The 20,988-nt window shown below is 71.6% G+C and carries 17 protein-coding genes; 8 read left to right on the plus strand and 9 right to left on the minus strand.

Annotation, left to right across the window (positions count from 1 at the left end; all coding sequences use genetic code 11):
- Positions 1-10: 10 nt before the first annotated feature.
- The 5 genes from treS (at position 11) to ACIBQZ_RS05520 (ending at position 6,786) form a co-directional block, all read left to right on the plus strand.
- A complete protein-coding gene (treS, locus tag ACIBQZ_RS05500; RefSeq protein WP_396087231.1) occupies positions 11-1,786 on the plus strand; it encodes a maltose alpha-D-glucosyltransferase in 1,776 nt (591 codons plus the stop codon).
- Complete coding sequence (locus tag ACIBQZ_RS05505) at positions 1,783-3,093, plus strand: maltokinase (protein WP_396087232.1); 1,311 nt, start codon at positions 1,783-1,785, stop codon at positions 3,091-3,093. The genes treS and ACIBQZ_RS05505 overlap by 4 nt, the downstream gene beginning before the upstream one ends.
- 157 nt (positions 3,094-3,250) lie before the next feature.
- Positions 3,251-5,410 (plus strand): 1,4-alpha-glucan branching protein GlgB, encoded by a 2,160-nt coding sequence (gene glgB / locus ACIBQZ_RS05510; protein WP_396087233.1) that lies wholly within the window; start codon positions 3,251-3,253, stop codon positions 5,408-5,410.
- Between the two features lie 606 nt (positions 5,411-6,016).
- Positions 6,017-6,433: a VOC family protein gene (locus ACIBQZ_RS05515; protein WP_396087234.1), complete on the plus strand. Its 417-nt coding sequence runs from the start codon at positions 6,017-6,019 to the stop codon at positions 6,431-6,433.
- Positions 6,433-6,786, plus strand: coding sequence for an MmcQ/YjbR family DNA-binding protein (locus tag ACIBQZ_RS05520; protein ID WP_396087235.1), 354 nt, complete (start codon positions 6,433-6,435; stop codon positions 6,784-6,786). Before ACIBQZ_RS05515 ends, ACIBQZ_RS05520 begins: the two co-directional genes overlap by 1 nt.
- On the opposite strand, the gene ACIBQZ_RS05525 is transcribed toward ACIBQZ_RS05520, so the two are convergent.
- The 4 genes from ACIBQZ_RS05525 to ACIBQZ_RS05540 all read right to left on the minus strand — a co-directional run bounded on the left by ACIBQZ_RS05525 (position 6,738) and on the right by ACIBQZ_RS05540 (position 10,554).
- Positions 6,738-7,286 carry a GNAT family N-acetyltransferase gene (locus ACIBQZ_RS05525; RefSeq protein WP_396087236.1) on the minus strand — a complete coding sequence of 183 codons (549 nt, stop codon included), beginning with the start codon at positions 7,284-7,286 and terminating at the stop codon, positions 6,738-6,740. The genes ACIBQZ_RS05520 and ACIBQZ_RS05525 overlap by 49 nt on opposite strands.
- Positions 7,287-7,314: 28 nt before the next feature.
- Complete coding sequence (locus tag ACIBQZ_RS05530) at positions 7,315-7,824, minus strand: hypothetical protein (RefSeq protein ID WP_396087237.1); 510 nt, start codon at positions 7,822-7,824, stop codon at positions 7,315-7,317.
- Positions 7,825-8,141: 317 nt separating this feature from the next.
- A complete protein-coding gene (locus ACIBQZ_RS05535) occupies positions 8,142-9,710 on the minus strand; it encodes a methyl-accepting chemotaxis protein (RefSeq protein ID WP_396087238.1) in 1,569 nt (522 codons plus the stop codon).
- Between the two features lie 124 nt (positions 9,711-9,834).
- Positions 9,835-10,554: a PP2C family protein-serine/threonine phosphatase gene (locus ACIBQZ_RS05540; protein ID WP_396087239.1), complete on the minus strand. Its 720-nt coding sequence runs from the start codon at positions 10,552-10,554 to the stop codon at positions 9,835-9,837.
- 76 nt (positions 10,555-10,630) lie between these two features.
- Between ACIBQZ_RS05540 and ACIBQZ_RS05545 the strand changes: the two genes are divergently transcribed.
- On the plus strand, positions 10,631-11,599 hold the full coding sequence (locus ACIBQZ_RS05545) for a LuxR C-terminal-related transcriptional regulator (RefSeq protein WP_396087240.1): 969 nt from the start codon (positions 10,631-10,633) through the stop codon (positions 11,597-11,599).
- A 72-nt stretch (positions 11,600-11,671) separates the two neighbouring features.
- Positions 11,672-14,089 carry a Tex family protein gene (locus ACIBQZ_RS05550; RefSeq protein ID WP_396087241.1) on the plus strand — a complete coding sequence of 806 codons (2,418 nt, stop codon included), beginning with the start codon at positions 11,672-11,674 and terminating at the stop codon, positions 14,087-14,089.
- 40 nt (positions 14,090-14,129) lie between these two features.
- Here the strand turns inward: ACIBQZ_RS05550 and ACIBQZ_RS05555 are convergent, their stop codons facing one another.
- Complete coding sequence (locus tag ACIBQZ_RS05555; protein ID WP_396087242.1) at positions 14,130-15,905, minus strand: serine/threonine protein kinase; 1,776 nt, start codon at positions 15,903-15,905, stop codon at positions 14,130-14,132.
- A 203-nt stretch (positions 15,906-16,108) separates the two neighbouring features.
- On the opposite strand from ACIBQZ_RS05555, the gene ACIBQZ_RS05560 reads away from it, so the two are divergent.
- Positions 16,109-17,065 carry a LysR family transcriptional regulator gene (locus ACIBQZ_RS05560; protein ID WP_396087243.1) on the plus strand — a complete coding sequence of 319 codons (957 nt, stop codon included), beginning with the start codon at positions 16,109-16,111 and terminating at the stop codon, positions 17,063-17,065.
- Positions 17,066-17,126: 61 nt separating this feature from the next.
- Here ACIBQZ_RS05560 and ACIBQZ_RS05565 read toward each other — a convergent pair whose 3' ends face one another.
- The 4 genes from ACIBQZ_RS05565 to ACIBQZ_RS05580 all read right to left on the minus strand — a co-directional run bounded on the left by ACIBQZ_RS05565 (position 17,127) and on the right by ACIBQZ_RS05580 (position 20,982).
- Complete coding sequence (locus ACIBQZ_RS05565; protein WP_396087367.1) at positions 17,127-18,203, minus strand: VWA domain-containing protein; 1,077 nt, start codon at positions 18,201-18,203, stop codon at positions 17,127-17,129.
- A 91-nt stretch (positions 18,204-18,294) separates the two neighbouring features.
- Positions 18,295-19,407, minus strand: coding sequence for an SRPBCC family protein (locus tag ACIBQZ_RS05570; RefSeq protein WP_396087244.1), 1,113 nt, complete (start codon positions 19,405-19,407; stop codon positions 18,295-18,297).
- A 2-nt stretch (positions 19,408-19,409) separates the two neighbouring features.
- The gene (locus ACIBQZ_RS05575) at positions 19,410-20,306 is read right to left on the minus strand and encodes an AAA family ATPase (protein WP_396087245.1); all 897 of its coding nucleotides are present in this window, start codon (positions 20,304-20,306) and stop codon (positions 19,410-19,412) included.
- Positions 20,296-20,982: an NTP transferase domain-containing protein gene (locus ACIBQZ_RS05580; protein ID WP_396087246.1), complete on the minus strand. Its 687-nt coding sequence runs from the start codon at positions 20,980-20,982 to the stop codon at positions 20,296-20,298. The genes ACIBQZ_RS05575 and ACIBQZ_RS05580 overlap by 11 nt, the downstream gene beginning before the upstream one ends.
- Positions 20,983-20,988: the final 6 nt, after the last annotated feature.

Here is a 20,988-nt window from a genome sequence, read left to right on the forward strand (position 1 = left end):
TGAACGTCTGATGGACCTGACGAGCGAACTCGACGAGAGCGTCGAGCACGATCCCGCGGAGGGCAGCCACGTCGAGGACGGGGTGGTCGAGCATCCGACCGCCGACGACTTCGGGCATGCCCGCACGCTGCCCGCCGACCGGACCTGGTTCAAACGCGCCGTCTTCTACGAGGTGCTGGTCCGGGCTTTCTACGACTCCAGTTCCGACGGGTCCGGTGACCTGCGCGGGCTCATCGAGCGCCTGGACTACCTGCAGTGGCTCGGCGTCGACTGCCTGTGGCTGCCGCCGTTCTACGACTCGCCACTGCGCGACGGCGGCTACGACATCCGCGACTTCTACCGGGTGCTGCCCGAGTTCGGCACGGTCGACGACTTCGTCGCCCTGCTCGACGCGGCACACAAGCGCGGCATCCGGGTCATCACCGACCTGGTCATGAACCACACCTCCGACTCGCACGCGTGGTTCCAGGAGTCGCGGCGCGACCCCGAGGGCCCGTACGGCGACTACTACGTGTGGAGCGACACCAGCGAGCCGTACGCCGACGCCCGGATCATCTTCGTGGACACCGAGGAGTCGAACTGGACGTTCGACCCGGTGCGCCGGCAGTTCTACTGGCACCGGTTCTTCTCGCACCAGCCGGACCTCAACTACGACAACCCGGCCGTGCAGGAAGCCATGATCGACGTCCTGCGCTTCTGGCTGGACCTCGGCATCGACGGCTTCCGGCTGGACGCGGTGCCGTACCTGTTCGAGCGCGAGGGCACCAACTGCGAGAACCTGCCGGAGACCCACGCGTTCCTCAAGCACTGCCGCAAGGTCATCGACGACGAGTTCCCGGGCCGGGTGTTGCTCGCCGAGGCCAATCAGTGGCCGGCCGACGTGGTCGAGTATTTCGGTGATGCGGACACCGGTGGCGACGAGTGCCACATGGCGTTCCACTTCCCGCTGATGCCGCGCATCTTCATGGCGGTCCGGCGGGAGTCGCGCTTCCCCATCTCCGAGATCCTGGCCCAGACGCCGGCCATTCCCGACATGGCCCAGTGGGGCATCTTCCTGCGCAACCACGACGAGCTCACGCTCGAGATGGTCACCGACGAAGAGCGCGACTACATGTTCACCGAGTACGCGAAGGACCCGCGGATGAAGGCGAACGTCGGCATCCGCCGCCGGCTCGCCCCGCTGCTGGAGAACGACCGCAACCAGATCGAGCTGTTCACCGCGCTGCTGCTGTCGCTGCCCGGTTCGCCGGTGCTGTACTACGGCGACGAGATCGGCATGGGCGACAACATCTGGCTCGGCGACCGCGACGGCGTACGGACCCCGATGCAGTGGACGCCCGACCGCAACGCGGGCTTCTCCACGGCCAACCCGGGCCGGCTCTACCTGCCGGCCAACCAGGACCCGATCTACGGCTACCAGTCGGTCAACGTGGAGGCCCAGCGCGACAACTCGACGTCGCTGCTCAACTGGACCCGCACGATGCTGGCGGTGCGGCGGCGGCACGACGCGTTCGCCACCGGCACGTTCCGCGAGCTCGGCGGCTCCAACCCGTCGGTGCTCGCCTTCCTGCGCGAGGACGGCGACGACGTGGTGCTCTGCGTCAACAACCTCTCGCGGTTCCCCCAGCCCATCGAGCTGAACCTGCAGCACTGGAACGGGTACACGCCGGTCGAGCTGACCGGGCACGTGAACTTCCCGCGCATCGGCCAGCTGCCCTACCTGCTGACCCTGCCGGGACACGGGTTCTACTGGTTCCAGCTGTGCGGGTCGGAGGAGAAGCAATGACGCTGCCCTACGCCGAATGGCTCCCCCAGCAACGCTGGTACGCGGGCCGCAGCCGGACCCTGGCGGACGTCAAGCAGGCCTCGTCCACGGCACTGAAGGACGACCTGGACCTGGTCCTGCTGGACGTCTCCTACACCGACGGCAGCACCGAGCGTTACCAGGTGCTGGTGGCCTGGGACTCGGGCCCGATCTCGGAGTACAGCACCGTGGCCACCATCGGCACGGACGGCGCCCGGACCGGCTACGACGGGCTCTACGACCCGGAGGCAGCGACCTACCTGCTCTCGCTGATCTCCTCCGACGCCACCGCCGGCGACATCGTGTTCTCCTCGGAGCCGGGAGCGACGTTCCCGCTGGAGCACGCCTCCCGGGTCTTCGACGCCGAACAGAGCAACACCAGCGTGATCTTCGAGCAGGAGGCCATCCTCAAGGTCTTCCGCCGGGTGGACCGCGGGATCAGCCCCGACATCGAGCTCAACCGGGTGCTCGGCCGGGCCGGCAACCCGCACGTGGCCAAGCTGCTCGGCTCGTTCGAGACCACCGAGGGCGGGCAGCCGTACCCGCTGGGCATGGTGACCGCGTACGCGCTGAACTCCGCCGAGGGCTGGGCGATGGCCACCGCCAGCGCCCGGGACCTGTTCGCCGAGTCCGAACTGGGCGCCGACGAGGTGGGCGGTGACTTCGCCGGCGAGTCGTACCGGCTGGGCGAGGCCGTCGCCTCGGTGCACCGGACCCTGGCGGCGGAGCTGGGCTCCGCCCCGGCGCCGTTCCCGGTCGACGCGGTCATCGCCCGGCTCGGCAGCGCCACCGCGGCGGTGCCCGAGCTCGGCGAGTACGTGCCGGCCATCGAGGAACGCTTCCGCAAGCTCGCCGGTGAGCAGGTCATCGTCCAGCGGGTGCACGGCGACCTGCACCTGGGCCAGGTGCTGCGGGTGCCGGCGGCCTGGCTGCTCATCGACTTCGAGGGCGAGCCCGGCCAGCCGCTCGACGAGCGGCGGCTGCCGGACTCGCCGCTGCGCGACGTCGCCGGGGTGCTGCGCAGCTACGAGTACGCGGCCTACCAGCTGCTGGTGGACTCCGGCGACGACGAGCACCTCGCCGCCCGGGCCCGCGAATGGGTCGACCGCAACCGCACCGCCTTCTGCGACGGGTACGCTGCCGCCTCCGGCCACGACCCGCGTGAACAGGGTGCGCTGCTGGCGGCGTACGAGCTGGACAAGGCGGTCTACGAGGCCGCGTACGAATCCCGGCACCGGCCCGGATGGCTGCGGATCCCGCTGCGGTCGATCGCCCGGCTCGTCGGCTGATGACCCCCCATCCGACCACCCCACCGCCGCCCTTGACCGGACTGAAGACCCCCCATCCGACCACCCCACCGCCGCCCTTGACCGGACTGAAGACCCCCATCCGACCACCCCGCCGCCGCCCTTGACCGGACTGAAGACCCATCCCTGAGGAGTTCCGATGATCGGGCAGACCACCCCGTCGCCGTCCACCGCCGGCGACCAGCGCGCGCTGAACGCGGTGATCGCCGGCGAGACCCACGACCCGCACAGTCTGCTGGGCGCGCACCCCACCGGCGGGCACACGGTGATCCGCACGATGCGCAAGGGCGCCAAGGAGGTCGCCGTCGTCGTCGGCGACGAGCGCACCACGATGACCCAGGTGCACCCGGACGGCATCTTCGCCGTCGAGGTGCCCGGCGAGGTGCTGGACTACCGGCTCGACGTCGACGGGTCGGTGCACGACGACCCGTACCGGCACCTGCCCACGCTGGGCGAGCTGGATCTGCACCTGATCGGTGAGGGCCGGCACGAGAAGCTGTGGAAGGTGCTCGGCGCCCAGCCCAAGGAGGGCGGCGTCGCCTTCGCGGTGTGGGCGCCCGGCGCCCGCGGCGTGCAGGTCATCGGCGACGTCGCCGGCTGGGGCCCGTACGACGGCTGGCCGATGCGCTCGCTGGGCAGCAGCGGCGTGTGGGAGCTCTACGTGCCCGGCGCGGCCTCCGGCACCAAGTACAAGTTCAAGATCCTCGGACGGGACGGCGTCTGGCGCGAGAAGGCCGACCCGCTGGCCCAGCACACCGAGATCCCGCCGCGCACGGCGTCGGTCGTGTACGAGTCCACCTACGAGTGGCAGGACGCGGAGTGGATGGCCGAGCGGGCCACCAAGCAGTGGCACCAGGAGCCGATGAGCGCGTACGAGGTGCACCTCGGCTCGTGGCGGCCCGGCCTGACCTACACCGAGCTGGCCACCCAGCTGGTCGACTACGTCACCGAGACGGGCTTCACGCACGTCGAGCTGATGCCGGTCATGGAGCACCCGTTCGGCGGCTCGTGGGGTTACCAGGTCACCGGCTACTTCGCCCCGACGTCGCGGTTCGGCTCGCCGGACGAGTTCCGCTACCTGGTCGACAAGCTGCACCAGGCGGGCATCGGCGTCATCCTGGACTGGGTGCCGGCGCACTTCCCCAAGGACGAGTGGGCGCTGGCCCGCTTCGACGGCACCCCGCTCTACGAGCACGGCGACTGGCGGCGCGGCGAGCACCCGGACTGGGGCACGTACGTCTTCGACTTCGGCCGCCGCGAGGTCCGCAACTTCCTGGTCGCCAACGCCGGCTACTGGTGCGAGGAGTTCCACGCCGACGGCCTGCGGGTGGACGCGGTGGCCTCGATGCTCTACCTGGACTACTCGCGCAAGGACGGCGAGTGGACCCCGAACCAGTACGGCGGCCGGGAGAACCTGGACGCGATCAGCTTCCTGCAGGAGATGAACGCGACGGTCTACCGCAACAACCCCGGCGTGGTCACCATCGCCGAGGAGTCCACGGCGTGGCCGGGCGTCACCCGCCCCACCCACCTCGGCGGGCTGGGCTTCGGCTTCAAATGGAACATGGGCTGGATGAACGACACCCTCTCGTACATGGAGAAGGAGCCGATCTACCGGCAGTGGCACCACCACCAGATGACCTTCGCCACGGTGTACGCCTGGAGCGAGAACTACATCCTGCCGATCAGCCACGACGAGGTGGTGCACGGCAAGGGCTCGCTGACCGGCAAGATGCCCGGTGACCAGTGGCAGAAGCTGGCGAACACCCGGGCGCTGCTGGGCTTCATGTGGGCGTTCACCGGCAAGCAGCTGCTCTTCATGGGCGCCGAGATGGGCGACGAGCGGGAGTGGAGCGAGGAACGGGGCCTGGACTGGGACCTGCTCGCCGACCCCGGCCGCGGCGGCGGCATCCACAAGCTGGTGCAGGACCTGAACCGGGCGTACCGGGAGACCCCGGCGATGTGGACCCAGGACACCGTGCCGAGCGGCTTCCGCTGGATCACCAGCGAGGACTCCCAGCACAACACGTTCTCGTTCCTGCGCCTGGCCCCGAACGGCGACGCGATGGCCTGCGTGGTCAACTACGCGGCGGTCCCGCACGACAACTACCGCATCGGCCTGCCCCGGGCCGGCGTGTGGCGCGAGATCGTCAACACCGACAGCACGATCTACGGCGGCTCGGGCGTGGGCAACCTGGGCGAGGTGCACGCGGAAGAGCTGCCATGGCACGGCCTGAACGCGTCGGCGTCGCTGCGGGTGCCGCCGCTGGGCGCGGTCTGGCTCCGCTACGAGAACTGACAACGGCCTGACCGACGGGCGCGCTCCCTCCGGGGGCGCGCCCGTCGTCTGTCACCCGCTGTACCGAAACGAGCCGGCACCGGTTCGGGTACCCGGCCCCGCGCACCAGCCGCCGAACAGTCTCCGGACCGCCGTTGCCTATCAACGCCCACCACGCCCATCTCGGCGCTCGGCGCTCGGCGCTCGGCGCTCGGCGCTCGGCGCTCGGCGCTCGGCGCTCGGCGATGCAGGGACGCACGCCCAGAGCGGGATCTTGTAGCGGCAGGGCGGGCGATCCCAGCGTGTCGCAACAACATCTGGTCGGTGCGCGCCACGGCGCAGCAGCAAACGGGCGGGTGGTCGGTCAAGTCGGCCGAGCCCAACCTCTGCCATGCAATCGGACGACGCGCGGGACAACCACGCCGCCACCCAACGCCGGAGGGAAGCCATGCAATCAGCCGGCGATCGGCGGGAGCGCCGGTCAGCACCATGCAACCAGGCACGACATCCAGAATTTGATCGTGAATTTCCGGCCGCGCCCGTCCCGGCAGGAGGCTGAAAAGTGTCCTACCCCGGGTCTATCGTGCGAGAAGTGGTCCGCAGGTCGTCTCGGCAAAGGAGCCGGTCATGGCAGTTCGCCTCAATCCATACATCGCGTTCAGCGACGGCAAGGCCCGCCCCGCGATGGAGTTCTATCACTCCGTGTTCGGCGGCAAGCTCGACGTCAACACCTTCGGTGAGTTCGGCGCGCCCGATCCGGAGCTCGCCGACAAGGTCATGCACGCCATGCTGGTCACCGACGGCGGGCTGACCCTGATGGGCGCCGACGCCCCGCCCGGCATCGAGCACGTCCCCGGCAACACCATCGCGGTCAGCCTCAGCGGCGACGACGCCGACGACTTGCGCGAGTGGTGGTCCAAGCTGGCCGACGGCGGCACCGTCAGCACCCCGCTGGAGAAGCAGATGTGGGGCGACGAGTTCGGCACCTGCACCGACCGGTTCGGCGTCGAGTGGATGGTCAACATCGCCGCGCCACCGGCCTGATGCTCGCCGAGCTGCGGCGGGTCTGCGCGGCCCTGCCCGAGGTCACCGAGCGGCTCAGCCACGGCGCGCCCACCTGGTTCGTGCGCGGTCGCCGCACGTTCGTGACGCTGTGGGAGCACGGCCATCATGACAACCGGTTCCCACACCTGTGGTGTGCCGCGCCGCCCGGCGCCCAGCTGGAGCTGATCGCCGCGGAGCCGGCCCGCTTCTTCCGCCCGCCGTATGTGGGACACCGGGGATGGCTCGGCGTCCGGCTGGACGGCGACGTCGACTGGTCCGAGATCGCCGAGCTGTGCCGGGACGCCTACGACGTCGTCGCGACGCCGAAGAAGTCCTCCTCCAGCAGGCCGTAGAGGAGGTCGTCCGTCCACTCGCCCTTGACCCAGCTGGCCTGGCGCAGATGCCCCTCCCGCCGGAATCCGGTTCGCTCGAGCAGCCGGTAGGACGCGTCGTTGCGGGCGTCGCACTCGGCCGACACCCGGTGCAGCCCCTTGACGCGGATGAGGTGGTCCAGGACAGCACGCACGGCTTCGGTCGCGTAGCCGTGCCCCTGCCGCTGGGGCGCGAGGGTGTAGCCGATCTCGGCCTGCCGGCGGTTGTCGTGCAGGTTCACCCCGACGTCGCCGATGTGCACGCCCTCGGCGGTGAGCTCCACGGCGTACTGGAACCAGCCGGGCTGGTCCGGGTCGGCGGCCATCATGCTCTCGACGGTGTAGCGGGCCTGCTGCAGCGAATACGGCGAGGCCCAGGACTGATACCGCGCGACCTCCGGATCCGTCCGGTAGGCGGCCAGGGTCTCGGCATCGGCGGGGCGGAACCGGCGCAGCACGAGCCGGTCGGTGGTGAGCAGCACGACCCCAGCCTACGGAGCCGGCGCTCGATCAGCTGATGACGGCTCGGCCTGGTGCGGCCGTCGGCTGGAACACCGCGATCGCCGTGCCGTCGGCGCCGGACACGACCCACGTGTGACCCACGAACGTCCGCTGCGTGTACGACTCCCCCGGGCCCAGCACCTGGTAGTCGACCCGCCGCCCGTCCTCGTTCAGCCACGAGACGGTGACCTGATCGGCGCGGGTGTTGACAAACGCCACCTCGGTGGCCGGGCCGTTGCCCGACGCCCGCGACGTCTGCTCGGCGGAGGCCGGCAGCACCGGAAGGGCCGGCCAGTCCGCTTCGTCCTGGCCCGCCGGCCCGGGCGCCGCGCTTCCCGCCGGCTCGCCCGCCGGCGCGGTGGGCCGGGCCACCGGCACCGCTGCCGGCTCCTGCCCGCCGTCGCGGACCAACCACACCGCCACTGCCAGCCCACCCACCAGGCACAGCAGTGCGACGACCGCCGCGCCGCCCAGCAGCCAGGGCAGGCGGTTCCCCGCGCGCGGAGCCTGACCCGGCACCTGATCGGGCGGAATCCACGGTGGCGGAGGCAGCGGATGCCCGGCAGCCGGACCAGCGACGGACCCCGGCGGCGGACTCAGCGGCTGCCCGGCAGCCGGACCGGCCGCGGACCCCGGTGGGGCATCCATCTGGTACCAGACCGTCGGCCCCGCAGCCGGCACCGCCGGCCCGGAGGGAGGCCACGCCGGCGAAGCGGCCAGATCCACCGGCGGCTCACCGGGCGGTTCGGACGACGAGGGCTGGCCCTCGCTCGGGCCCTCGGGCGGCAGCTGCGTCACCCCGTCACCGTATTCGCCCGGTCAACCCGGCTGCCCGCTCAGTACTTGAACTGGTTCACCAGCGTGTGCAGCGTGGAGCTCATCGTGGCGAGCTCGTTGATCGCCTGCTGGGTGCCCACGATCGCCGCTGACGTCTCGGTCGCCGCGGCCGTCACCGCCACCAGGCTGCCCGAGATCTCCCGGCTGTTCCCGGACGCGTCCGTGATGTTGCGGGCCATCTCCGACGTCGTCGCCGTCTGTTCCTCGACCGCCGACGCGATCGTCGTCTGGTAGTCGTTGACCTGCACGATGATCTCACTCATCCGGCTGATGGCCCCGGTGGTGGCCGTCGCGCTCTGCTGGATGTCGGTCACCCGGCGGCTGATGTCGCCGGTGGCGCGGGCGGTCTCCTGGGCCAGGTCCTTGACCTCAGAGGCGACCACGGCGAAGCCCTTGCCCATCTCGCCGGCCCGGGCCGCCTCGATGGTCGCGTTCAGCGCGAGCAGGTTGGTCTGCTCGGCGATCGCCGTGATCAGCTTGATCACGTTGTCGATCTCCGCCGACGAGGTGCCCAGCTCGGCCACGATCCGGGTGGCCTCGTTCGCCACGTCGACGGCTTCGGCGCCGGCCCGGCTGGCGTCGGAGGCGTTGGACGCGATCTCCCGGATCGAGGCGCCCATCTCCTCGGCGCCCGCGGCGACGGTGGTCAGCGCCCCGCTCATCGATTCGGTCGCGCCGGCGACGCCGCCGACCTGGCGGGACGTGTCGGAGGCCGAGCCCGCGATCTGCTGGGAGCTGGCGGAGAGTTCCTCGCTGGCCGCGGCCAGCGAGGTCGCCTGGTCGCCGATCTGCCGGATCGTCGTGGCCAGCTTGGCGACGAAGCGGTTGAACGCCGCGGCCAGCGGGCCGAACTCGTCCTTGCGGGTCTCGTCGACCCGGCGGGTGAGGTCGCCTTCGCCGTCGGCGATCTCGGACAGCCGCCCGGTCAGCGCGTTCAGCGGCCGCAGGATGCTGCGGGACAGCAGGAACGCGAGCACGACCACCAGCAGCACGGCGACCGCGATGCCGAGCAGGATCGCGGTCCGCGAGTGGTCCGCGGTCTGTGCGGTCAGGGCGGCCCGCTCGTCCAGCAGGCCCGACTCGGCCTTCTCCAGCTCCGCGATGACGGCCCGGATCTGGTCCATGACCGCCTTGCCCTGGTCGGTCGCCACCACGGCCTGCGCGGCCGCGAAACCGTCGGTGCGGCGCAGCTCGATCGTCTCGGCCAGCTCGGCGAACTTGCTCTTCACCAGCGGCCGCAGCGTGGCGATCCGCTCCTGCTGGGCGGCGTTGTCGCTGGTCAACGAGGCGACAGCGCCGATCGCCGGATCGATGGACCGCAGGGCGTCCTGGTACGGCGTCAGGTACCGGTCCTCGCCGGTGATGAGGTAGCCACGCTGCCCGGTCTCCGCGTCCTTGAGCGTCGAGGTGACCGTGTCCAGCGCGCCGAGCACCTGGTAGGTGTGCGTCACCTGGCCGCTGGTGTTCTCGAGGGTGCCGGTGTTGCGATGGGCCAGCCAGCCGACGACACAGAGCACCAGCAGCGGGACCGTGAACGCCGCGACCAGCCGGTATTTGATGCGATGCAACCAACCCATGCTGATCGGTGCCCAATCGCTCGGAGCCTGCGGCCCGTGCCGCGCCCTATGGCATCCATTGCAGCGCGAAACCGGCCGTTGGTGGCGGCGAACGGGAAAAATAGGACGACGGCGGTCAGGCCTCTTCCACGTCCGCGACGATCACCGTGACGTTGTCCGGGGCGCCCGCCTCCAGCGTGCGGGCGATCAGCTCCGCCGCGCAGACCTGCCGGTCCGGGTACGAGCGCAGCGTCGTCGCGATCACCTCGTCCTCGACGTAGTCGCTGAGCCCGTCGCTGCACAGCAGGAACCGGTCACCCACCCGGACCGGCACCATCCGCCCGGCCGGCCGGAACGGACCGCCCTGCACCGCCTGGGTCACCAGCGCCCGCTGCGGGTGCCGGCGCGCGTCGTCCGGGGTCAGCACCCCCTGGTCGACCAGCGCCTGCACGTACGTGTCGTCGCGGGTGATCTGGGTCAGCTCGCCGTCGCGGCTCAGGTAGCAGCGGGAGTCGCCCACGTTCAGGGCCGCCACCCGGTCGCCCGAGAGCAGCAGGGTCGTCACCGTCGTGCCCATGCCGTCGCGGGCGTCGTCGTCGGCCACCGCCGCCTCGATGCGCTCGTTGGCCGTGTCCAGCGCCGCGATCAGGTCCTGCAGCGGCTCCCCGGTGTCCGGCTTGCCGTCCACGTCGGCGAGGGCGCGGACCAGGATGTCGCTGGCCAGTTCCCCGGCCGGCAGGCCACCCATGCCGTCCGCCACGACCAGCAACCGGTCGCCGACGAAGACCGCGTCCTCGTTGTTCGACCGGACCAGGCCCTGATCGGACGCGGCGACCGCACGTAGCACGACACTCATGCCCCAAGAGTGCCAAAGGGCTGAGGCGGTGTCTGTAGTACGTAGTACGTAGTGTTGGGTGGTGATGCCGGTACCGATGGTGGGACGAACGGCCGCGCTGGACGAGCTCCGGGGCGCCTGGGAGCGTGTGGGCGCCACCGGCAGATGTGTCCCCGCGGTGATCACCGGGCTGCCCGGCACCGGCAAGACCACCCTGGCCGCGGCGGCGTTGCAGCTCACGACGCCGCAGGTGGTGCTCTCCGGCTCGGCCCGGCTGCACTCGCCCGCGCCCTACGACTGGCTGGCCGCGGTGCTGGCCGGGCTGGGTGCGCGGCCCGCGCTGCCGGTGCCGCCGGACGCGCTGGCCTGGCTGGCGCAGGATCCGGATGTCCCCCGGGAGCGGTACACGCCCGACGCGCTGCTGCGGCTGGCCGTCACGACCGTGCGGACGCTGGTCGGCGGCCGACCCGCCGTGCTGGTGGTGGAGGATCTGCACGCGTTGGACCCGGCCAGCCTCAACCTGATCGGCGAGCTCGCCGGCGCGGAGCTGCCGGCCCTGCTGCTGGTCACCAGCCGCCCGCCGGACGAGGCGGTCTCCCAGCTGCTCACCGCCCGGGTCCTGGCCCGGCTCTCCGGAGCCCCCGGCGCGGTGCGCCAGCATCTGGGTGCGCTCACCGCCGGCCAGGTGCGGCGCATCCTTGATCACGTGTACGGCGAGAGCACCCCGGCACCCCAGGTGGCGGAGGCGGTGTGGCGGCGCACCGGCGGCAACCCGTACCGGTTGACCGAGCTGCTGGCGCTGGCGGGCGGTCCGGAGGCGCTGGCCGACGCGACGCTGCCGACGTACCTGCAGGAGCAGCCGGAGCTGACCGCCCGCGAGCGGGAGGTCATCGGCTGCCTGGCCGAGGGCATGTCGAACAAGCAGATCGCCCGCGCACTGGGCATCTCGGTGCGTACGGTCACCGTGCACGTGTCGAACCTGCTGCGTAAGACGGGCGCCGCCTCGCGCACCGAGGCCGCGCTGTGGGCGGTGCAGCGCGACCTCAGGGCCACCGCCGCCTCCTGACCGGGTGATCATCTCCGCGGTAATCGCGGGGCGGCGCGACAAGCACCGGGCGCCTCGGTCACAATCGTCGACGTGACGACCAGCATCCATCAGCGCATTGCCCAGGAGCTCGGGGTCCGCGAGGGACAGGTGACGGCCGCGGTCGACCTGCTGGACGGCGGAGCCACCGTGCCGTTCATCGCCCGTTACCGCAAGGAGGTCACCGGCACCCTCGACGACCAGCAGCTGCGCACGCTCGAGGAGCGGCTCGGCTACCTGCGGGAGCTCGAGGACCGCCGGGCGGCCGTGCTCGAGTCGATCCGCTCGCAGGGCAAGCTCGACGACGCCCTCTCCGCGCAGATCCTCGCGGCGGAGTCCAAGGCCCGGCTCGAGGACATCTATCTGCCGTTCAAGCCCAAGCGCCGGACCCGGGCGCAGATCGCCCGCGAGGCCGGCCTGGAGCCGCTGGCCGACCTGCTGCTCGGCGACGCCACCCGGGAGCCGAAGGCCGAGGCGGCGGCCTTCGTGGACGCCGACAAGGGGATCGCCGATGTCGCGGCGGCGCTCGACGGTGCCCGGGCGATCCTGATCGAGCGTTTCGCCGAGGACCCCGATCTCATCGGTGAGCTGCGCGAACGCATGTGGACCAAGGGCCGGCTGAGCGCCAAGGTGCGCGACGGCAAGGAGACCGACGGCGCCAAGTTCGCCGACTACTTCGACTTCGCCGAGCCGTTCACCAAGCTGCCCTCGCACCGCATCCTCGCCATGTTCCGCGGCGAGAAGGAGGAGGTGCTGGACCTGACCATGGAGCCCGAGGAGGGTGACCTTTCTCCGTCCACCTTCGAAGCCTCCGTGGCAGGTAGGTTCGGGATCAGCGACCATGGCCGGCCCGGCGACCGCTGGCTGCTCGACACGGTGCGCTGGGCGTGGCGGACCAGAATCCTCATCCACCTCGGCGCGGACCTGCGGGTCCGGCTCTGGCAGGCGGCCGAGGACGAGGCCGTCCGGGTCTTCGCGGCCAACCTGCGCGACCTGCTCCTTGCCGCGCCCGCCGGCACGCGCGCGACCATGGGCCTCGACCCCGGATTCCGTACGGGGGTGAAGGTGGCCGTGGTCGACTCGACCGGCAAGTGCGTGGCCACCTCGACGATCTACCCGCACGTCCCGCAGAACAAGTGGGACCAGTCCCTGCACACCCTGGCCGCGCTGGCCAAGGAGCACCACGTCGACCTGGTGGCGATCGGCAACGGCACGGCGTCCCGGGAGACGGACCGGCTGGCGGCGGATCTGATCAAGCTGCACCCTGCGCTGGGGCTGACCAAGGTGATGGTCTCCGAGGCTGGTGCGTCTGTCTACTCGGCTTCGGCGTACGCGTCGCAGGAACTGCCCGGGATGGACGTCTCGCTGCGCGGAGCAGTGTCCATCGCCCGGCGCCTGCAGGATCCGCTCGCGGAGCTCGTGAAGATCGACCCCCGGTCGATCGGGGTCGGGCAGTACCAGCACGACCTGTCCGAGGTGAAGCTTTCGAAGTCGCTGGACGCGGTGGTCGAGGACTGCGTGAACGCGGTCGGCGTGGACGTCAACACGGCGTCGGCCCCGCTGCTGACCCGGGTGTCGGGCATCGGCGCGGGCCTGGCCGAGAACATCGTGCTGCACCGCGACGCGAACGGCCCGTTCCGCAACCGCTCGGAGATCAAGAAGGTGGCCCGGCTCGGCCCGAAGGCGTTCGAGCAGTGCGCGGGCTTCCTGCGCATCCCGGACGGCGACGACCCGCTGGACGCGTCCAGCGTGCACCCGGAGTCGTACCCGGTGGTCCGGACCATCCTGGCGACCGCCGGCGGCGACCTGAAGACGGTGATCGGCAACAGCCCGCTGCTGCGGGCCCTGCGCCCGGAGAAGTTCGTCACCGAGACCGTGGGCCTGCCGACCGTCACCGACATCCTGCGTGAGCTGGAGAAGCCGGGCCGGGACCCGCGCCCGGCGTTCACCACGGCGACGTTCGCCGAGGGCGTCGAGAAGCTGGCGCACCTGAAGCCGGGAATGATCCTGGAGGGCGTGGTCACCAACGTGGCGGCGTTCGGCGCGTTCGTTGACGTCGGCGTGCACCAGGACGGCCTGGTGCACGTGTCGGCGCTGTCGAACACCTACGTGAAGGACCCGCGTGAGGTGGTCAAGTCCGGCGACGTCGTGAAGGTGCGGGTCGTGGACGTGGACGAGGCCCGCAAGCGGATCTCGCTGACCATGAAGCTCGAGGACAAGCCGGAGCAGCGCGCCCCGCGCGAGCCCCGCCAGGACCGTCCCGCCCGTCAGGACCGTCCCGCCCGTCCCGCCCGCTCGGACGGGGCGGCCCGCTCGGACGGGGCCGCCCGCTCGGACCGGCCCGCCCGTCAGGGCCAGCCGCGGCAGGGTGGCCAGCCCCGGCAGGGTGGCCAGGGCTCCTCCGGTGCGAACGCCTTCGGCAACAGCGCGATGGCCGACGCGCTGCGCCGGGCCGGCCTGACCAAGGACTGAGGCGTGCGGCCGGGCCCGGAGCGCCGGGCCCGGCCGCCGCTCAGCGGTCGATCGGCCAGATCTTGATGTCGGTGAACGCGACCTCGTAAGGCCCCTTCACCGGCGCGCTGCGCTCGGTGAAGATCCCCAGCACCACCCGGCCGCCGAGGATCTCCCCGTCCTGCGCGGGCACGGCGCCCACCAGCTCGCCGTCGCGCAGCACCTCGAGCACGTCACCGACGATGCTCACGGTGATCCGGGTCGCCGGGGCGCGCAGCCCGATCGCGGCGTCGTCGAGCGGGAACGTCCTGAGCACCTCGGTCTGCTCGGACTTGTGGGTGCCGATGTAGACGTTGCGCTCGCAGACGCGTACCTGATAGCCCCGGTTCTGCGCGAAGCGCATCCAGATCGAGGCGCAGCTGTCCGGGGTGAGCAACTGGACCTTGACCTCCGCCTGCAGGTCGGCGGGCTCGGCGTCCTGCGGCCCGCGGCAGCGGAAGACGCCGCGGGTGTCGCGGCGCACCACCAGGCCGCCGTCGAACGAGCACGAGGCCTTCTCCCGGTCGTCCGAGGTGGCCTGCCAGAGCCGCTCCTGGGCCAGCGAGTCGGCCAGCATCGGCTCCGCGTCGGGGTCGGGCTCGCCGATGCCCGGGTACGCCTCCGTGGTGCCGCCCGGGTCCACGACGCCCCCGGCGCCGTTCGGCCAGAAGGCCGCGACCGCCCCGCCGACCGCCAGGATCGCGACGATCAACAGGGCCACCGCGACCGGCAGCACCCAGGGCCGGCGCGGCGCGGGATCGCTGGTGAACGGCGTGCCGGGCGCGGCCGGCGAGGTCGGCACCGGCTGCGTGACGATCGCGTTCTCGGAGTAACCCACCAGGGTCGGCTCGGCGGTCAGCGCGGTGAGCTGCCCGGCGGGATGCACCCCGGTGACCGCCTGCGCCTCCTGCGCGGCGAAGCGCAGCCCCGGCTGATGGTCCAGGGCGGCGCCGGACGCGGCCGGCCGCTGCGGCCCGTCGACCAGCAGATCCAGCAGTTCACGGGCGCTGGGCCGGTTGGCCGGGTCCTTCTCCAGGGCGTGCCCGATGAGGTCGCGCAGCGGTCCGCTGAGCCCGCTCAGGTCCGGCGGCTGGGTGAGGATCCGCGCGGCGGTCGCGGGCGGCGAGTCGGCGCTGAACGGGGTGCGTCCGGTGCCCGCGTATGCGACGACGCCGCCCCAGGCGAACACGTCGGCGGCGGGCGTGAGCGGCTGGTCGACGTCGGGACCGAACCGCTCCGGCGCCATGTACGCGACCGTCCCGACCATCTGATCGGTGTACGTGTGCGCGCTGGTCGCCTCCATCGCCCGGGCGATGCCGAAGTCGATGACCTTGGGGCTGCCGGGCGCCAGCAGCACGTTGCGCGGCTTGAGGTCGCGGTGGATGACCCCGGCGCCGTGGATGGCGGTCAGGGCGGTGGCCACGCCGATCGCGACACTGTGCAGATTGGCGGCGGTGAGCGGCCCGCGGCTCTCGACGACCTCGGCGAGGCTCGGCCCGTCGACGTACTCGACGACCAGGTAGGGCTGCTCATGGTCGGGGTCGGCGTCGAGCACCTCGGCGGTGCAGAAGGGCGGCACCTGCCGCACCCGGTTGACCTCGCTGCGGAACCGGCGCCGGAAAGCGTCGTCGGGAGCCAGGTCGGCACGCACCATCTTGACCGCGACCAGCACCCCGGCGGCACTGCGAGCCAGGTAGACGGTGCCCATGCCACCCTCGCCGAGCCGGCTGAGCAACTCGTAGGGGCCGAGCCGGCGGGGATCACGCGGGCGCAGCGGGGTGGTCCGCTCGTCCGACATGCCGTTTACTCCTACGCCCCCGGCGGCCGACGCCGCCCCATCCCCCGACAGGAAAGGTCACCCTATCGGGCGATGTCATCGCCTGCGAACACCCGTCCACCGGTTGCCGCCTAACCGACACAGATCGCCTCCGCCGGGACAGATCAACCGGGGCCACCGGCCGGCGGACCGCGGGCTAGATTTACCGGCATGGAAGCGCGCGCATGACGCCCACGCAGCTGAGGGCGTACTCCGCCGTCGTGCGACTAGGCTCCGTCAAGCGGGCAGCCGCCCAGTTGGAGGTCTCCGAATCGGCGGTCTCCCTGCACATCGGCCAGCTCCGCCGCGAACTCGGCGACCCGCTGTTCTCCCGGACGGCGGCCGGCCTGGCGTTCACGCCGGGCGGACTGCGCCTGGCCAGCCGCGCGACGGAACTGCTCGGCCTCCAGGACCGCACGGTGCTCGAGGTCAGCGCGGCCGGCCGGGGCAGAAGGCTGCTGCGGGTGGCGGCGTCAAGCCTGTTCGCCGAGCACGCGGCACCCGGGCTGATCGAACTGTTCGCGAAACGCTCGGCGGACCTGGACGTGGAGCTGAGCGTCTGCAACCCGGCCCAGTTCGAATCGCTGCTGCTGACCCGCACGGTGGACGTGGCGATCGGCCCCCAGCCGGCCGCGATCGACCCGGCGCTGACCGTCCGCCCGGTGATGAACTACCGGATCGTCCTGGTGGTCGGCCCGACCCACCCCCTGGCCGGGGTGACGGCGGGCCCGCACCAGCTCCGCGACCAGACCTGGCTGCTGGGCCCGTCGGCGGCAGCGACGGCGGGGGCGGTGCCGGCGATGCTGCGCCGCCTGGGCGTGCCGGAGAGCAGGCAGCAGATCTTCCAGAGCCACGCGGCGGCGCTGGAGGAGGCGAAGCGGGGAAAGGGCGTGGCGGCCGGGCTGTCGTTCACGGTGGCACAGGACGTGGCGCACGGCCATCTGGTGCACGTGACGGGGCAGCAGGTGACAGTGGACGCGGTGTGGCACTCGCTGATGCTGATCGGCCAGGCAGGGCCGTCGGCGGCGGCGGAGTTGAGCAGGTTCGCGGCGACGCCGAGGGCGATCCAGGCGATGATGCGGGGGGCCGGGGTGACGGTGGGCCACTTCCGCCCGTCGGTGCACGTGACCCTGTGGAGCTGAGGGGTCCGGGCGGGCTCGCCCTCCTCGCTCAGGCGTGTCGCCTCAGCCGGCCGACACCTCGTCACACACGCGTCCTCGCACACTCAGCGATCTCCACAGCGACCTGCGCCAGATCATCGAACGTCCCGGCCGGCACCAACCGATCGCAGAAGGGCAGAGCCGCCGCCATCGCCCCGACCTGCGGCGCGAACCCGGCCACCCCGGCCCGCGGATTCATCCAGATGATCCGGTACGCCCGCCGCCGCAACCGGGCCAGAACCGCCGCCAGCTCAGCCGGCGGATCGCTGTCCCACCCGTCGGAGCCGATCACCACGACAGCACCCCGAACCGCGTTGCCGTGATGCGAGGCCAGCAACGCCCGCAGGTTGGTAGCGATCCGAGTGCCCCCGAACCGGTCGGTGACGATCTCCCCGGCGCGCTCGACCGCGGCCACCGCCGAGGTGTGCCGCAGCACCACGGTCAGCCGGGTCAACGTGGTCGCGAAGGCGAACACCTCCGCGTCGGCAACGGTCGCGAAGGCCCGCATGAGATGCAGGTAGGCGGTGGCCTGAGCCTGCATGGACTGGCTGACATCACAGAGCAGCACCACCCGCCGCGGCCGGCGCTCAGGCCGCGACCGGACGAGGGCAACGGGCTCCCAGCCGGTCCGCCGGGCCCGGGTCAACGTGGGCCGCAACGCGATCCGCCGCCCGGAAGCCCCGATCCGCGCCCGCCGGGTCCGCCGCGACGGCCAGTCGGCCGCCCGCAACCGCTCCCCCAGCGCCGCGACCTGCGCGGCATCAAGCTCCTCGAACGGCCGGTCGGCCAGCCCGGCAAGACCGCTGGGCCGCCGCTCGGGCACACTCCGCTCGGCCCCGGCCTCCTCGGCGTCCCCGACAACCGGCGGCAACGTCGCCCACGGCAACCCACCCCCGTCAGGCGAACCCTCGGAAGCAGGCAACGACACGAAGGAATCCCCCCGAGGCCCGGCCCCCCGACGCGGCGCAACGATCACGGCATCGTCAAAAACCCCGCGAAAGACCCGCTCAAAAGCGGCAAGGTCGGCCTGCCGCCGCACCAAACTGACCCGCGCGGACCAGTAAAGCTCATCCCGCGACCGCGGCGGACACACCCCAAGCGCCCGGACAAAATCGTCCACATCGGTCAACCCGACCGGCACCCCGGCCCGCCGCAACCGCCCACCGAGCCCCACCGCAAAAGCAGCCCGGTCGACACCCCGCAGCACCACCTCACCGCCGGGCAACAAACCAGACGATCACGGCCGCAACCACCACGGCCCCGATCCCGACCGGAATCAACCGCTTGTAAACCGAACCCCCGGCAAGCGCAAGCAGATCAAGCGCCTCCGGCTCCTCACGCAGAGCACCATCACCGTCACCGGTCGACGAAGAGCCGGAACTGTCCTGCTCAGGCACAACATGCAGCGCGGAACCGTGCACAGAGCTGGCCGAAGCAGCCACATCGAACGCGGTCGCCGGGGTCTCGGACGGAGTCTGCGCCACCCCAGGATCACCAGCGGTAACCGTGCCCGCGCCGAGCGGCCCGGCACCCTCGGAATCCTCGCCGCCGCCGCCGGAACCGGTCGTGGCGGACTGCCTGTCCCCGGCCACACTCCCGCCACCAGACCCGCTTCCACTATCCGAGTCCGATCCGCCGCCTGACGCCGCTCCGCCGGCCGGCGCAGAGCCGGATCCCGATGCGGAGCCGATGCCCCCCGCGGAGCCGGCCGTCAGCGCGGACCCACCATCCGTTTCCGACGCGCCACCTGCTGCCGACCCGCTGCTCGACGCAGACCCACCAACCGCAGCCGGAGCCGCAGCGCGCAAAGGCGTGCCGCCCGAACCACCCGGAGTCACCCCAGCCGTCGGCACACCCACCGCAGGCGTTCCAGCAGCAGGCTCGGCCGCGAGTTTGGCCTCCAGGTTGGCGACGAACTGACCCAGCAGCTTCCCCGACACCTCCTTGATCATCCCGCTGCCGAACTGGGCCAGCTTCCCGGAGATCTTCAGGTCGGTGTCCACGTTGACCAGCGTCCGGTCGCCGTCCGCGCGCAGTTGCGCCGTCACCAACGCCGCCGCGTTGCCCGCCGATCGGGAGTCGCGCCCCTTCGCGTCGATCACCGCGCGCCGGGCCTGGTCGTCCTTCTCGACGAACCGGGCCGTACCCGCGAAGTCCGACACCACCGGGCCGACCTTGACCTTCACCTTGCCGGAGTAGGTGTCCCCGTCGATCCCGGTGAGCTGCGCGCCCGGCAGGCACGGCGCGATGCCCTCGAGGTCGGTCAGCACCGCCCAGGCCCGCTCGATCGGCGTGTGCACCGTGAACTCGTTGGTGATCTTCATGGTTACCTTTCCTGGGGTCCGGCCGCGAGGGCCGCCGTGATCAGATCACGGTCGTCGGGGGTCTTCGCGATCGCGCCGAGCGTGCGGACCACCTGGTCAGGGACCAGGTCGGTGACGCCCAGCGCCGACAGCGCGCCGACCCAGTCGATCGTCTCGGCCATCCCCGGCGACTTGTCGAGATCAAGGCCGCGGACCCGGCCGACGAACGCCGTGGCGGCGTTGATCAGCGCCGCGTCCGCGCCGGGCACCGTGCGGCGCAGGATCTCCGCCGCGCGGACGGCCGACGGGTAGTCGATCCAGTGATACAGGCAACGCCGGCGCAGCGCATCGTGCAACTCGCGGCTGCGGTTCGAGGTCAGCACCACGATCGGCGGCCGCGCGGCGGTGAACGTGCCCAGCTCGGGAATGGTGATCGCGGCCTCGCCGAGGAACTCGAACAGCAGCGCCTCGAACTCGTCGTCGGCCCGGTCGATCTCGTCGATGAGCAGCACGGGCGGCACCGGCCCGGCATCGCGCACGGCCCGCAGGATCGGCCGTTCGAGCAGGAAGTCGGCGGTGAACAGATCCGCCTCGCCGAGCTTCTCCGACCGGGCCTCCGCGAGCCGGATGGCCAGCAGCTGCCGCTGGTGGTTCCATTCATAAAGCGCTTCCGGTACGCCGAGACCCTCGTAGCACTGCAGCCGGATGAGCGCCGTGCCGAGCACCCGGGCGAGCGCCTTGGCCGCAGCGGTCTTGCCGACGCCGGGCTCACCCTCGAGCAGCAACGGCCGTCCCAGCCGCAACGCCAGGAAGAGCGCCATGGCCAGCCCGTCGTCGACGAGATAGTCAACCCGGTCGAGCCGCTGCCGAACCTCGTCCGGCCCGCTGAACAGTCCGGTGAGGTCGTGATCAGCCGACAAGGTGATCTCCGGCCAGGAGCCGCCGGTAGTCCGCTGGCGTGTCGACATCGATGGGCACCGGCCCGTCGACCGGCACCTCGGTGACCGCGAAGTCCCCGGAGTGCAGCAACTTCCACACCGCCTTGTCACCGTGCAACTCCCGCAACGCGGCGAACACCTCCCGCCGGAACCAGAACGGATGCCCCAGCCCATCGCCGTAACGACAGACACCGATCGAACTGTCCCCGGCGGCAGCGATCAGCGCGGCGACCGAGGCCGCCCGCACCTGCGGCTGATCCCCCAGCAGCAACACCAGCCCGTCGGCCCGCGGATCAACCGTGCCGGCCGCAGTCCGCACCGAGGCACCGCATCCGCTGCCGGCGGCAGGCACGTCAACAACGGTGAACCCGTTGAGATCAACTCGCGCCCGCACCGCGGCACCCGACCCGCCGAGCGTGACAATCCGCTGGTCAAACGCACAGGCCCGCGCAGTGTCGAGCGCGGCATCAAGCAACGTCCGCCCCCGATAGGGCAACAACTGCTTCGTCTCGACGAGCCCGCCGGCGCCTGCGCGCCCCGTTCCCTCGCCGGCACCCGCGCGCCCCGTTCCCTGACCGGCACCGGTCGTGGCATCCGAGCCGTCGGACGAAGCCCGGAAACGAGCCGAGTTGCCCGCCGCGAGGACGATGCCGCACACGAACAC

Origin of the sequence: Actinoplanes sp. NPDC049599, assembly GCF_044465625.1 — a bacterium.
GTDB lineage: Bacteria > Actinomycetota > Actinomycetes > Mycobacteriales > Micromonosporaceae > Actinoplanes.

Excerpts from the sequence above, each read along its gene's own strand:
- treS (WP_396087231.1), top strand. The coding sequence starts at position 11 with ATGGACCTGACGAGCGAACTCGACGAGAGCGTCGAGCACGATCCCGCG.
- ACIBQZ_RS05505 (WP_396087232.1), top strand. The coding sequence starts at position 1,783 with ATGACGCTGCCCTACGCCGAATGGCTCCCCCAGCAACGCTGGTACGCG.
- glgB (WP_396087233.1), top strand. The coding sequence starts at position 3,251 with ATGATCGGGCAGACCACCCCGTCGCCGTCCACCGCCGGCGACCAGCGC.
- ACIBQZ_RS05515 (WP_396087234.1), top strand. The coding sequence starts at position 6,017 with ATGGCAGTTCGCCTCAATCCATACATCGCGTTCAGCGACGGCAAGGCC.
- ACIBQZ_RS05520 (WP_396087235.1), top strand. The coding sequence starts at position 6,433 with ATGCTCGCCGAGCTGCGGCGGGTCTGCGCGGCCCTGCCCGAGGTCACC.
- ACIBQZ_RS05540 (WP_396087239.1), bottom strand. The coding sequence starts at position 10,554 with ATGAGTGTCGTGCTACGTGCGGTCGCCGCGTCCGATCAGGGCCTGGTC.
- ACIBQZ_RS05545 (WP_396087240.1), top strand. The coding sequence starts at position 10,631 with ATGGTGGGACGAACGGCCGCGCTGGACGAGCTCCGGGGCGCCTGGGAG.
- ACIBQZ_RS05555 (WP_396087242.1), bottom strand. The coding sequence starts at position 15,905 with ATGTCGGACGAGCGGACCACCCCGCTGCGCCCGCGTGATCCCCGCCGG.
- ACIBQZ_RS05560 (WP_396087243.1), top strand. The coding sequence starts at position 16,109 with ATGACGCCCACGCAGCTGAGGGCGTACTCCGCCGTCGTGCGACTAGGC.
- ACIBQZ_RS05570 (WP_396087244.1), bottom strand. The coding sequence starts at position 19,407 with ATGAAGATCACCAACGAGTTCACGGTGCACACGCCGATCGAGCGGGCC.